This is a genomic window from Caldanaerovirga acetigignens (assembly GCF_900142995.1).
In the GTDB taxonomy this organism is placed as follows: domain Bacteria; phylum Bacillota; class Thermosediminibacteria; order Thermosediminibacterales; family Thermosediminibacteraceae; genus Fervidicola; species Fervidicola acetigignens.
Genome location: NZ_FRCR01000012.1, coordinates 13629 through 27389, shown reverse-complemented (window position 1 = coordinate 27389; position 13761 = coordinate 13629). Strand labels below are relative to the sequence as shown.

Annotated in this window: 12 protein-coding genes and 1 pseudogene; 12 read left to right on the top strand and 1 reads right to left on the bottom strand. The window is 47.3% G+C overall.

Annotated elements, in window-relative coordinates:
• The first annotated feature begins 2 nt into the window (after positions 1 to 2).
• From BUB66_RS09385 to BUB66_RS09375, 3 genes are all read left to right on the top strand, one after another.
• Positions 3 to 1151: a Gfo/Idh/MocA family protein gene (locus BUB66_RS09385; RefSeq protein WP_073257880.1), complete on the top strand. Its 1149-nt coding sequence runs from the start codon at positions 3 to 5 to the stop codon at positions 1149 to 1151.
• Positions 1152 to 1165: 14 nt separating this feature from the next.
• Positions 1166 to 2074: a beta-1,2-mannobiose phosphorylase gene (locus BUB66_RS09380; RefSeq protein ID WP_073257878.1), complete on the top strand. Its 909-nt coding sequence runs from the start codon at positions 1166 to 1168 to the stop codon at positions 2072 to 2074.
• Positions 2075 to 2135: 61 nt separating this feature from the next.
• Positions 2136 to 2393: a ferritin family protein gene (locus BUB66_RS09375; protein ID WP_073257876.1), complete on the top strand. Its 258-nt coding sequence runs from the start codon at positions 2136 to 2138 to the stop codon at positions 2391 to 2393.
• A gap of 31 nt (positions 2394 to 2424) precedes the next feature.
• Here BUB66_RS09375 and BUB66_RS09370 read toward each other — a convergent pair whose 3' ends face one another.
• Entirely contained in the window at positions 2425 to 2754 is a 330-nt protein-coding gene (locus tag BUB66_RS09370) for a cupin domain-containing protein (protein ID WP_073257873.1), read from the bottom strand.
• 194 nt (positions 2755 to 2948) lie between these two features.
• Between BUB66_RS09370 and argC the strand changes: the two genes are divergently transcribed.
• The 9 genes and pseudogenes from argC to BUB66_RS09320 all read left to right on the top strand — a co-directional run bounded on the left by argC (position 2949) and on the right by BUB66_RS09320 (position 13761).
• Positions 2949 to 3986 carry an N-acetyl-gamma-glutamyl-phosphate reductase gene (gene argC, locus BUB66_RS09365; RefSeq protein ID WP_073257871.1) on the top strand — a complete coding sequence of 346 codons (1038 nt, stop codon included), beginning with the start codon at positions 2949 to 2951 and terminating at the stop codon, positions 3984 to 3986.
• A 40-nt stretch (positions 3987 to 4026) separates the two neighbouring features.
• Entirely contained in the window at positions 4027 to 5244 is a 1218-nt protein-coding gene (gene argJ / locus BUB66_RS09360; protein ID WP_073257869.1) for a bifunctional ornithine acetyltransferase/N-acetylglutamate synthase, read from the top strand.
• Positions 5245 to 5267: 23 nt separating this feature from the next.
• The gene (gene argB, locus BUB66_RS09355) at positions 5268 to 6122 is read left to right on the top strand and encodes an acetylglutamate kinase (protein ID WP_073257867.1); all 855 of its coding nucleotides are present in this window, start codon (positions 5268 to 5270) and stop codon (positions 6120 to 6122) included.
• Positions 6123 to 6138: 16 nt separating this feature from the next.
• Entirely contained in the window at positions 6139 to 7341 is a 1203-nt protein-coding gene (locus BUB66_RS09350; protein ID WP_084098966.1) for an acetylornithine transaminase, read from the top strand.
• Between the two features lie 98 nt (positions 7342 to 7439).
• Positions 7440 to 8600, top strand: coding sequence for a homocitrate synthase (gene nifV / locus BUB66_RS09345; RefSeq protein WP_073257865.1), 1161 nt, complete (start codon positions 7440 to 7442; stop codon positions 8598 to 8600).
• Positions 8601 to 10538, top strand: coding sequence for an aconitate hydratase (locus BUB66_RS09340; RefSeq protein WP_073257863.1), 1938 nt, complete (start codon positions 8601 to 8603; stop codon positions 10536 to 10538). It abuts the gene before it with no gap.
• Positions 10535 to 11536, top strand: coding sequence for an isocitrate dehydrogenase (NAD(+)) (locus BUB66_RS09335; RefSeq protein WP_073257861.1), 1002 nt, complete (start codon positions 10535 to 10537; stop codon positions 11534 to 11536). The genes BUB66_RS09340 and BUB66_RS09335 overlap by 4 nt, the downstream gene beginning before the upstream one ends.
• Positions 11537 to 12141: 605 nt before the next feature.
• Positions 12142 to 13225: pseudogene (locus tag BUB66_RS12755) on the top strand (group II intron reverse transcriptase/maturase).
• Positions 13226 to 13386: 161 nt separating this feature from the next.
• Positions 13387 to 13761: a GntR family transcriptional regulator gene (locus BUB66_RS09320; RefSeq protein ID WP_073257855.1), complete on the top strand. Its 375-nt coding sequence runs from the start codon at positions 13387 to 13389 to the stop codon at positions 13759 to 13761.

Genomic DNA, 13761 nt, shown 5'->3' with positions numbered 1-13761 from the left:
AAATGCAATTCAATGTGGGCCTCATAGGACTTGGGTGGTTCGCCGGTATCATCGCCCGGGCTTTGGCAGAAAAAGGCGGTGAACACTGCAGACTTTGGGCAGTGTGCGACATCGAACCGGAAAGGGGAAGAGAGTTTGGAAAAAGATTCGGTATCGACAGGGTTTACAGAAAACCGGAAGAACTTGTGGAGGACCCTGAAATAGACATAGTGGCGATAGCCACACCGCCTCACCTTCACTTTGAACTTGCTATGATGGCTTTTAAGGCAGACAAAAACGTATTTTTAGAAAAACCGGGAGCCATTCGCCAAAATGAAATGGAGGAATTGATAAAAGTTTGCAGAAAGAAAAATCTCAAGGCCACGATTGATTTTGTCATGAGGAGAAATCCTCTCTATTTTGTGCTGAAAATGGTAAATGAAAGTAAAATCTTCGGGATGCTGGAGAGGGCGGGGCTCGAGAATTATGCCCACGACGACCATCTAAGCCCATCCCACTGGTTCTGGGACTATAAAAAAAGTGGGGGAATCTGGGTTGAGCATGGAGTACACTTTTTTGACATAATGAATTGGATCGTCGGACGGCCAGAAAAGGTTGTGGCATGGAATGTGAAAAGGGAAGGGTTTGAGCTAGTCGAGAGGGTTATGGGCTTTTGCCTTCACGAGGGAGGAACAGTTGTTGATTATTATCACGGCTTTACTAAGCCCGAGCCTTTCGAGAAAACCACTTTTTCCTTTGCCTTTGAAAGGGCATACGCGAAAGTTTATGGGTGGATTCCGGTAAGACTCCAAATAGATGCACTGGTGACAAAAAGAACTGATGATTATCTGCGGGGAGAAATTGCAGAAAAAGCCAGGAATTTCCTCCCAGGAATAGATTTGGATCTCAAAGTCGAAGAGGTGGAAGAATACGAAGATGAAAGGACCTTTACGGGGAGGGGGAAGACTTTCAGAGCCATGGGGAGGAACAGATACGTCTTTTTAATTCGTCAGGACAGGTGGGAAGTGTACCGCGCGTGCGTGGCGGAGGGGCTGAAGGACCTTTCCATGGCTGCAAGGGGGCTAAAAGAGGACTGCGATGTCACGCTTTACGACGCATTTGGTGCTCTTCAGGTGGCTCTTGAAATGGAAAAGGCGGCTGTTATACTTTAATGAGGGGGGATGGGATGATAAGACTCAGGAGACTTTCCGAAAAGCCAGTACTCCTTCCCAATCCCGGGCACGAATGGGAAAAGTTTGCGGTGTTCAACGCAGCGGCTTTATACGAGGGTGGATACTTTCACCTCTTTTATAGAGCCTCCAATAACTCTTTTAAACTCGATACTCCTAAACCCGAAGAAAAGTACAAATTCGTATCTTCAATAGGTTATGCGAAAAGTGTCGACGGAATAGATTTTCAAAGGTTTGACAAGCCTTTGCTTGTTGGGACTACCGAGCAGGAAGCCTGGGGAATTGAAGACCCCAGGATAACAAAACTCGACGGCAAGTACTACATGCTCTATACCGCCTTCGGCGGCAGGAGCTGGGAAGATATAAGGATAACCCTGGTGGAATCGGAGGACCTAGAGAATTGGTCCGGCAAAAGAATACTCCTTGACGAGCCCAACAAAGACGCGGCACTTCTGCCGGAAAGGGTAAAAGGCAAATACGTGCTCTTTCACAGGAGACACCCTAATATATGGATAGCATATTCCGACGATTTGAGGACATGGTATGACCACAGAATAATCATGACCCCCAGGCCGGGCTTTTGGGATTCCAAAAAGATAGGCATAGCCGGGCCTCCTTTGAAGCTAGAGGAAGGATGGTTTCTCATTTACCACGGGGTAGATGAAAACCACGTCTACAGGCTTGGAGCTGCTCTGCTGGATCTAGAAGACCCTTCCAAAGTCCTGGCAAGGCAGGCGGAACCAATTTTAGAGCCCGAATTGGAATGGGAAAAACAAGGCCTTGTGCCGAATGTAGTTTTCAGTTGCGGCGCCTGCGAGAAGGATGAGGTGATTTACGTATACTACGGTGCGGCGGATACCTGTATAGGCGTCGCGGCAGTGGCAAAGGAAGACATCAGGTTTTAATAACACAAAGCCTTTCGCCTTCATATTTTATTAGTGATAGATTTAAAAAGGAGTGAATTTCATGATGGAAGGCGAAGGAGTAATGCATTACGACGATGGACGGGCGACGCTGCTTGAAATGCTTAGGGAAGACTTGATAGGCGAGCTTCAGGCCATAAATCAATACGAAAGGCACGCTCGTATGACGAATGTCACCCAGGCAAGACAGCTTTTCCTTGAGATTGCCAATGATGAAAAGCACCACGTGGCGGAACTCATGAGGATGATAATGCAGCTTGACCGCAGGCAAGCAGAAGAGATGAGAAAAGCCTTTATGTAAGTGAAAAAGCCCCGAAAAAAACGGGGCTTTTTTATTTTTTAATATACTGGGGGTTTGGGGTTTTTATAACTAGGACCATGGCCCTTCCACTGGAGTTATTTTTAATAGCGTGGGGGATGTTGGCGGGACTCAGCACTATGTTGCCCTCTCGTATCTCTTCGTTATCTTCTCCTATTGTTATTTCCACCGTCCCCTTTACTACGTAAAAAAATACATCCACAGGAGTCTTATGCTCCGGCACGCCCTGTCCAGGTTCAAAGGCAAGCAGCACCACCTGGACTTCTTCCTTTTCTATTATTCGGCTTGGGATAATTTTTTCACCGGAAGATATTGCGCTTTGCTCTAGGTTTATGATTTCCATCCAAAATCCCTCCATTTAGTTGTTCTTTAAATTGGAATATACCTTAAAATAATGGAATTTTCCGTGATAAAAATCACTTTTAAAAAAATATTGCATTTTTTCCCCTTAACGTTTATAATGGAATGCAAATGTAAACTTATGCAGAAAAAAGATTGTTTATGCATAATATAAATGTAGAATTGGAGGGGAAGCGAATGATTAAGGCCTGCGTTGTAGGGGCAACTGGCTATACCGGAGTGGAGCTTGTAAGGCTGTTGTCCCGTCACCCTGAGGTAGTCATAGTCGGCATAACTTCTAACAATTATGCAGGACGGGAATACGATGATCTGTATCCCAGTTTGAAGGGTTATTTTTCCATGAAGTGTGACGAGCTAAATGTAAAGGAACTCATAAAAAAGTCCGACGTGATCTTCACCGCATTACCCAGCGGACATGCGCTGGAGTTTGCGGGTGAAATAATTTCATCAGGGAAAAAGCTCATAGACCTTGGCGCAGATTTTAGATTTGACGACCCTTTGGTGTACGAAAAATGGTACGGAAAGCCCTTTAAATTGCATGAAGGCGTGAGGCGAGTCTACGGGCTTCCGGAAATCTACAGGAAAAAAATCAAAAATGCAAATGTCATAGGGAATCCGGGCTGCTATCCGACGAGTGCCATACTTGCACTAGCACCATGTTTGAAATATGGGCTTATCCTAACGGAAGATATAATAATAGACTCAAAGTCGGGCGTATCGGGAGCGGGGCACAGCCTTACTTTAGGAAACCTATATGCGGAATGCAACGAGAGCACAAAAGCTTATGGTGTTGCAAACCACAGACATACTCCGGAAATAGAGCAGGAACTCGGCAAGATCTGCGGAAAAGAAATTAAAGTGACGTTTACCCCTCACCTGGTGCCTATGACCAGGGGTATCCTGAGCACCATATATTGTAACCTCAAGGAAGATATTTCCGTGAAAGAAGTGAGGGAAGCTTACGTTGATTTTTATAAAGGGGAATTTTTCGTAAAATTATTGGAAGAGGGCCGGTTCCCACGCACAAAGGACACTTATGGATCTAACCATTGTCACATCGGGCTGGCCTACGATGAGCATACCGGGAAGCTCATAATTATTTCAGCCATCGATAATCTGATGAAGGGTGCGTCGGGGCAGGCAGTTCAAAACATGAATATTCTTTTTGATTTTCCGGAGTATATGGGACTTGATTTCCCTGCAATATATCCGTAAAATTCTTTATTAAAATTCAATCTGCGAAAGGAGACTCGATATGGACATCGTATTTGTTGAAGGTGGAGTCACCGCTCCAAAAGGTTTTTTGGCAGCGGGAGTGCACTGCGGCATTAAAAAATGCAAGAAGGACCTGGCCATTGTATTTTCCAAAGTGCCTGCCGTAGCAGCGGGGGTCTTTACGACCAACAAGGTAAAGGCCGCCCCGGTGCTTGTGACGATGGAAAACATAAAAGATGGCAAAATCCAGGCAATTGTAGCAAACAGCGGCAATGCCAATGCATGCACGGGGGAAAAGGGCTTGAAAGATGCGAAAGAAATGACAGAAATTACTGCAAAACGATTAAATATAGCTCCCTGCGATGTGGCAGTGGCTTCTACTGGGGTTATCGGAGTGTACCTCCCGATGGATAAGGTAAGGGAAGGTATAGAAAGCTGTGCAAAAATTTTAAGTGTAGAGGGCGCCTCTGATGCAGCTTTGGCGATAATGACGACGGATACTTTTAAAAAAGAAGCGGCAGTGAAAATAAAAATTCATGGTAGGGAAATTACCATTGGCGGGATGGCGAAAGGCTCGGGAATGATTCATCCGGATATGGCTACGATGCTTTGCTTTTTGACAACCGATGCGAACATAGAAGAAAAAGCACTGCGAAAGGCGTTGAAGGATGCTGCAGATAAATCCTTCAACATGATAAGCGTAGATGGCGATACGAGCACTAACGACATGGTATTGATAATGTCGAATGGACTGGCTGGAAACAACACTATAACAGAGGGCACCGATGAGTACGAGATTTTCTATCTAGCCCTTGAGAAATTATGCGTAGAATTTGCAAAGATGATTGCAAGGGATGGGGAAGGTGCGACGAAGTTAATAGAGATTACGGTAAAAAACGCAAGGGATAAGGAGAGTGCTGTAAAGGCTGCGAGGACGATTTCCAAATCCTACCTTGTAAAAGCGGCCATATTTGGAGAAGATGCCAACTGGGGAAGGATTATGTGTGCAGTAGGCTATTCGGGAATAGATTTTGACCCGGAAGAGGTGGATATATTTATCTCCAGCAAAAAAGGAGAGGTAAAGTTAGTTGAAAATGGCGTTGGCCTTGACTTTTCGGAAGAAAAGGCAAAAGAGATCCTTTCGGAAAAGGATGTGAACTTGACGGTTGACCTAAAACAAGGGGAATTTAATGCAACTGCTTGGGGGTGCGACCTTTCTTATGACTATGTAAAAATAAACGCAAGTTACAGGACTTAAGCTGCAAAAAGGAGAGAATCAGGATGCAGGCTTTTGAAAGGGTCGAAGTTTTTAAAAGAGCTCTTTTTTCAGTAAGAGACTACCGCGAGAAAACCATCGTAATAAAGTACGGCGGAAGCGCTATGGGGAGCGAAGGTCAGGAAGATACTCTAATAGAGGATATCGTCCTCTTAAAAAATTCGGGGATAAATATCGTGCTCGTGCACGGAGGAGGCAAGAAAATAAGCGAAGTTTCGCAAAAATTAGGTATAACCCCGAAATTTGTCAACGGTCTCAGAGTTACCGATGAACAAACCGTCGAAGTGGTGGAAATGGTTCTGTCGGGGCAAATAAATAAAAAAATAGTTTCGCAAATAAATCGATGCGGTGGAAAGGCGGTAGGGTTAAGCGGAAAGGATGGAGGGCTTTTTACTGCGGAAAAAGACCTAAGTAACGGAGATATCGGCTTTGTGGGCAGGATAAAATCGGTAAATGCAAAGATATTGGATATCCTTTCAAGAGAGGGATATATATGCGTTGTTTCGCCCGTTACCTCTGGAGAAGACGGAAGGACATATAACATAAACGCCGATACGGCGGCTGGCGAAATAGCCGCGGGCCTTGGTGCCGAAAAACTGATACTTTTGACAGATGTAGAAGGTGTTTATGAAGACCGGTCTGGAAAGACTTCATTAATAAGAAGCCTAAAGACGGAAAGAGCCCTGGAATTAATAAAGAGAGGCGTGATAGATGGTGGCATGATACCTAAAATTATGTGCTGTGTCGAGGCAGTGAAAAGAGGTGTAAAAAAGGCTCAAATAGTAGACGGACGCGTGCCCCATGCCGTCCTCCTTGCGCTGTTTGACGAAGATGGGGTCGGCACGACGATTGAAAAATAAGGAGGGATAAGGTAAAATGGACTACATCAAAAAGGGTATGATGTACGTGATGAACACCTATAAAAGATACCCAGTTGTGCTGGAAAGGGGAAGCGGAGTTTTAGTTTATGACACCCAAGGTAGGGAATACCTCGATTTTACGTCGGGAATAGCAGTAAACAACCTGGGACACTGCCATCCAGCGGTAGTGGAGGCGATAAAAAACCAGTGCGAGAAGTTGCTTCACTGTTCCAACCTGTACTGGTATGCCCCACAGATTGAACTGGCAAAACTCCTCGTAGAAAATTCTTTCGGCGACAAGGTGTTTTTCTGCAACAGCGGGGCAGAGGCCAACGAAGCGGCTATAAAACTTGCGAGGAAATATTCGAAGAAAAAGTACGGTGAACATAAATACGGTATCATTGCGGCAAGCCAATCCTTCCATGGAAGGACTATGGGTGCATTGAGCGCCACGGGGCAGCCCAAATACCATTCAGGCTTTGGGCCTTTAGTAGAGGGATTCAAGCATGTGCCTTTCAACAATTTTGAAGCGCTAAAAAGTGCCGTCGATGAAAATACATGCGCAATAATGCTGGAACCCGTCCAGGGAGAGGGCGGGGTGTATGAGGCAGACCAGGATTACCTCAAGAAAGTAAGGGAACTTTGCGATGAAAAGGGACTGCTCCTAATATTTGACGAGATACAGACAGGGATGGGTAGGACCGGCAAACTCTTTGCCTACCAGCATTATGATGTAGAGCCCGACATAATGACCCTTGCCAAGGGCATTGCCGGGGGACTTCCTCTGGGTGCGGTAGTAGCGACGGGCAATGCGTCATCGGGTTTCGAGCCGGGAGACCATGCCTCGACTTTTGGGGGGAATCCAGTGTCCTGCGCTGCGGGCATAGCGGTGATGAAGGAGCTTCTCAATGGCGTTGTGGAAAACGCAGAAAAGGTTGGGAATTACCTGAAGTCCAGACTACTTGAATTGAATAAATCCCACCCTTCTGTAGCGGATGTAAGGGGCAAAGGGTTGATGTTAGGCATCCAGATGGCAGCTCAGGATGTGGGCCCGATAATATCGAAGGCTTTAGAAAAAGGGCTTCTTTTGGTTGCTGCAGGAAACGGAGTTGTGAGAATGCTTCCGCCCCTCAATATAACCATAGATGATGCCAAAAAGGCGGTAAGCATATTCGAGGAAGTTCTAACAGAATTCGAAAGAGAAAAACAAAAGACTTGAAATACATGCGTTTTGGCATGTATTTTTTTATTGACAGAATCCGTGAATATAAGTATAATTGTATACAATAAATCGTGAATACCGGTGGAGGTGTTACAATGGGTGAAAACGGCAATAAGAAGGTAATTTGGGTGGATACTACGTTAAGGGACGGGGAACAGACCGCAGGAGTGGTTTTTGCGCGAGAAGAAAAGATAATGATAGCAAGGCTTCTTGATATGATGGGAGTGGACCAGATCGAAGCGGGTATTCCCGCGATGGGGGCTGAAGAGGAAGAAACGATGCGCCAGATAGTAAAGCTTGGACTGAAGGCCAGCATAATGGCATGGAACAGGGCGGTCATAGATGATATAGCGCGGTCGATAAGGTGTGGCGTGGATGCGGTGGCAATTTCAATCGCTGTGTCGGATTTGCACATAAAATACAAGCTCCGCTCTTCGAGGGAACAAGTTATAGAGCAAATGAGGAAAGCGGTGGAATTTGCAAAAAAGGAAGGCGTGTACGTTTCCGTAAACGGGGAAGACGCTTCAAGGGCCGATTTCGAGTACCTGGTGAGTTTCGTTCTTGCTGCAAAAGAAGCCGGTGCCGACCGCTTCAGGTTCTGCGATACCGTTGGATTTTTAGAGCCGCTCACGACTTACGAAATTATTAAAAGGCTAAAGGAAAGAACTTCGATGGACATAGAGATCCACGCACATAACGATTTCGGCATGGCGACAGCAAATACCGTAGCGGCCATAAAAGCCGGGGCGACCCATGCGGGGGTAACGGTAAACGGCCTGGGAGAAAGAGCTGGCAACGCTGCGCTTGAGGAAGTTGCTATGGCATTGAAACACGCTTTAAAAATCGACCACGGGCTAAAGCAGGAAATGTTCAGGGAAGTTTCCGAATACGTATCAAAGGCGAGCGGCAGGTTCCTGCCCTCCTGGAAGCCGGTAGTGGGAGAAAATATCTTCGCCCACGAATCAGGTATTCACGTAGACGGAGCTTTAAAGCACCCCGAGACTTACGAGGTATTCAACCCTGCAGAAGTGGGACTAGAGCGCAAAATTTTTATCGGCAAGCATTCCGGGACGGCTGCATTGGTCAGCGTCCTTGAAAAGTACGGGATCAAGATGGAAAAGGAGGAGGCGAAAGAACTTCTCGACAGGGTCCGGGACACTGCAGTTTCGATGAAAAGAAGCCTCACGGAAAAGGAATTCCTGTTTTTGTACTACGCCTGGGATGCAGAAAGAAAAAAGGAAAAGAAGGTGGTATAATTGGGATACAATATTGCGCAGAAGATATTGCTTGAACACCTGGTCGAAGGAAGTTTGAAACCCGGCGAAGAAATCGCGATAAAAATAGACCAGACACTAACTCAGGATGCTACGGGGACCATGGCATACCTCCAGTTGGAGGCTATGGGGATAGATAGAGTGAAAACCAAAAGGTCTGTGGCGTATATAGACCACAATACCCTGCAAACCGGGTTTGAAAACGCCGACGACCATAAATTCATCGCTACTGTGGCCAAGAAGTACGGCATCTATTATTCAAAAGCCGGAAACGGCATCTGTCACCAGGTGAATTTAGAGAGATTTGCCGTACCTGGTGACACTTTGTTGGGTTCGGACAGCCATACCCCAACGGCTGGAGGGATAGGATGCCTTGCCATAGGTGCTGGCGGGCTGGACGTAGCTGCTGCGATGGCGGGCTACCCTTATTACCTTAAAATGCCGTATATAGTAAATGTGGAGCTGAAAGGGAAGCTAAAGCCCTGGGTAACTGCAAAGGATGTCATCCTCGAGCTTTTAAGAAGGCTTACGGTAAAAGGCGGGGTCGGGAAGATATTCGAATATACGGGAGAAGGCGTAAAGACGTTGTCAGTCCACGAAAGGGCGACAATAGCCAATATGGGGGCAGAGCTCGGTGCGACTACCTCCATCTTCCCCAGCGACGAGGTGACGTACGAGTTTTTAAAGGCTCAGGGAAGAGAGAGTGACTTCAGGGAATTAAAGCCCGATGAAGATGCAAAGTACGACGAAAAAATAGTGATAGACCTTTCAAAACTGGAGCCTCTGGTAGCAATGCCTCACAGCCCGGACAATGTTCATCCCATAAGTGAAGTAAAAGGTATGAAGGTGGATCAGGTTGCGATAGGAAGCTGTACCAATTCGTCTTTCAAGGACATGATGCTAGTCGCAAAAATTCTAAGAGGTAGAACAGTTCACCCGGACGTAAGTCTTGTCATTTCACCGGGATCGAGGCAGGTACTTACGATGATGACAGAAAGTGGAATCCTTTCAGATATAATTTCGGCAGGCGCGAGGATTTTGGAATGTACCTGCGGACCGTGCATTGGCATGGGGCAGGCACCGGGCTCAGGAGCCGTGTCTGTCAGGACCTTCAACCGCAATTTCAAAGGAAGGTCTGGCACTGCGGATGCCCAGGTGATCCTTGCTAGCCCTGCGGTGGCAGCGGTAACGGCAATTAATGGGGTGCTGTCGGATCCTAGAGAGTCAGGAGAAATGCCGGAAGTATCAGAGCCAAAGCAGTATTATATTAACGACAATATGATTATCCCGCCGGCCGGGGAAAAAGAAAAAGTGGAGGTTTTCTACGGCCCTAACATAAAACCGATTCCGGTGGCTAGCAAAGTCGGCGATGTTATTGAAGGCCAGGTGCTCATAAAAGTTGAAGACAATATTACGACGGACCACATAATACCCGGCACTGCAAAGCTACTTCCTCTGAGGTCTAACATACCTGCCCTCTCTGAATACTGCTTCAGCATCATAGACAAAGAGTTCGCTAAAAGAGCAAAATCAGTAGATGGTGGAATCATTGTAGGGGGCGAAAACTACGGCCAAGGCTCCAGCAGGGAGCACGCAGCTTTAGTCCCGCTTTATCTTGGCATAAAGGTGGTCGTTGCAAAATCTTTCGCAAGAATTCATAAGGATAACTTGGTGAATTACGGGATATTGCCTGCATTATTCGAAAACGGCATGGACTATGAAAAAATAGAAGAAGGCGACCACCTCCTGCTAGAGGATGTTAAAGAAGGGATAAAAAGAGGCAAGGGCGTTCTGAAAAATGTTACTAAGCGATTAGAAATTCCCATAAGCTTTGATCTGACAAAAAGGCAAATCAATCTCCTTCTTGAAGGGGGATTGCTCAACTATATAAAGAAAAACTTGGGAGAAGATCAACAATGAGGAAAGCAACTTTAATTCCAGGAGATGGGATAGGCCCAGAGATTGCAAAAGCTGCTGTTAAAGTTGTGGAAGCAAGCGGCGCTCAAATTGAATGGGAAATTATGGATGCAGGGATTTCGGCAGCAAAAAAAGGGAAGCCGGTGCTCCCCGATGAAGTACTGGCTTCAATAAAGGAAAACGGTGTTTGCCTCAAAGGACCTACGGAAACGCCGGTGATATCCGGACACAGGAGCGTAAATGTGGCTCTGAGGCAGGAGCTGGGCCTTTTTGCAAACCTTCGGCCCGCTAAGTCCATAGATGGGATTAAGACGAGGTATGAGGGGATAGACCTGGTAGTGGTCAGGGAAAACACCGAGGACCTGTACGCCGGGATCGAGCACAAAATAGGGAATGTGGCCGCCGAGAGCATAAAGCTGATAACCGCCGAGGCCTCCACGAGAATTGCAAAATTTGCCTTCGAATTCGCGAGAAAGGAAAACAGAAAAAAAGTAACGGCTGTTCATAAGGCCAACATAATGAAGCTAAGCGACGGGCTTTTTCTAGAATGCGCAAGGAAGGTTGCAAAGGATTATCCCGATATAACTTATGAAGAATTGATAGTCGACAATATGTGCATGCAGCTTGTGAAGAATCCCGAAAAATACGACGTGCTTTTGTGTCCCAACCTTTACGGCGATATAATTTCCGATCTGTGCGCGGGCCTGGTCGGGGGGCTTGGGGTTGTCCCCGGAGCGAATATCGGCGATGGTGTTGCGGTATTCGAGGCCGTTCACGGCAGCGCTCCGGATATAGCGGGTAAAAATATAGCAAACCCTACGGCGATGATTCTTTCGGCAGCAATGATGCTAAGATATATTGGGGAAGTAGAAAAGGCAGACAGGATAGAAAAAGCACTTTACGACGTTTTTCGAAACGGCGAAAACCTGACTCCCGATTTGGGAGGAAATGCAACTACCGGAAAATTTTGCAATAGCATAATAAAGAGATTGAGAAATTGAAGAAGTTTTTAAAGCGGGCGAGAGCCCGCTTAATAATTTTGTGCGCCCGGCATGGGGAAAACTCTGGTGAAAGTCCACTGCAGGAAAGGCAAAGTCTCTCCCCAAAGGCAAGGGTGTCCATCGTGAGGTCGGGTACCCACCGCAGGTGGGTGCCGAAGGAAGCCGGAGGGAAAGCCACGGCCCGATGAACAAGAACCCGTTATGAGGCCAGACCGTTCGGATGAGCTGGCGAATCACAGCGAAATCCAAGGCTGCCAAGGGGTGGTAGGGTATATGGGGCGGGCGCGGGGAGGCTTTCGCTCTTACCCGGGGAGGCCTGATGGTAACGCCAGGTAAACTGGTAACCCATGCTGGAAGGCATGGCTGAACCGTCAGGGGAAGCTTTGGGCATAGTACCTTGGAGGTCATGGACTTTGAGGGAAGGCCCGAACATCAAGTAAGAGGTGAGTCCGATGAGTTCGAGAGAAGAGCGAAGACGCTAGATGTCCCCGGAAGGGGCCTGCCTACGGGAAGGAGTGGTGAAGCCACAGGGGCCCGCGGGAGGGCCGAGTTCTTCTCCGGCACGAAGCGGAGAGTCACCTCGCGGGGACAACGATAGCGGCCTGATGGAGCGGGTGGTAGAAAGAAACAACATGCTAGCAGCCCTAAAGCGAGTAGAACAAAACGGAGGCGCGCCCGGCATAGACGGCATCCCGACCGAACGGCTTCGGGACCAAATCCGTGCCGAATGGCCGCGCATCCGGGGAGAACTACTTGCGGGGACCTACAAGCCTAAGCCCGTGCGCCGGGTCGAAATCCCGAAACCCGGGGGAGGCAAGAGGCTATTAGGAATCCCCACCGTAATGGACCGCCTCATCCAACAACACCCACCTGCGGTGGGTACCCGCCTGCAAGTATTAACACCCATCTTTGACCCGGGATTTTCGGAATTCAGCTACGGATTCCGGCCCGGGAAGAGAGCCCACGACGCAGTAAGGAAAGCGAGACAATACGTAGAAGAAGGATACGAATGGGCAGTCGACCTGGACATAGAGAAATTCTTCGACCGAGTAAACCACGACATACTCATGGCAAAAGTAGCCCGGAGAGTGAAAGATAAGAGGGTATTGACCCTTATTCGCCGATACCTACAGGCAGGCGTTATGATAAACGGAGTAGTAATGGAAACAACAAAAGGAACACCCCAGGGAGGACCGCTAAGCCCACTTCTAGCCAACATACTACTAGATGAGCTGGACAAAGAATTGGAAATGAGGAGGGCAAATACTCATCCGCCTAGCACCCCAAACCATTGAACGAGTAAAGACGAAAATACGGGATATAACGGCCCGGAACAAACCAGTAAGCATAGCCGAACGCGCAGAACGCCTCAACACCTACATTGGAGGGTGGATGGGATACTTTGCCCTGGCCGAAACACCCAGCATATTTGAAGAATTGGATGGCTGGATACGCCGTAGATTACGCCTATGTTTATGGAAACAGTGGAAACGAGTACGGACAAGATATCGAGAACTTAGGGCTCTAGGACTACCCGAGCAAGTGGTACACGAATTTGCCAATGCGCGGAAAGGTCCGTGGCGGATGGCACACGGGCCAATGAATAGAGCCCTGGGCAACGCCTACTGGCAATCTCAGGGTCTAACGAGCTTAACCGAACGTTATCAGAGGCTTCGTAAAGCTTGGTGAACCGCCGGATGCGGACCCGCATGTCCGGTGGTGAGAGGGGACGGGGGTTAGTCACCCACTCCTACTCGATTTTAAATTATTTCCGTTGACAATGTCATTTTATTAGTATATACTGTACATAAACAATATATACAGTTTATGGGAGGTGGTCTGTTTTAAAAATGAACATTTTAATATCCAATACTTCTGAAGAACCAATATACAAGCAGATAGCAAGGCAGATAAAGGACATGATAATACGAGGAGTACTTAAGGAAGGAGAACTTCTTTTTTCCATACGAAATATGGCAAAAGAACTTGGAATAAGCGTGATTACAGTGAAGAAAGCTTATGAAGAGCTCGAAAGGGAAGGATATATCGTCACAACCCAGGGGAAAGGCACTTTTGTGGCAGTAAGAAACCGGGAGCTGTTGAGGGAGATGCGCCTTAAAGTGGTGGAGGAAAAGCTTGAGGAAGCCGTTTTTGCAGGGAAATCTTTAGGGCTTTCTTTGGAGGAAATGATGAAAATGCTCGAGATTCTGTATGGGGAGGTTTAG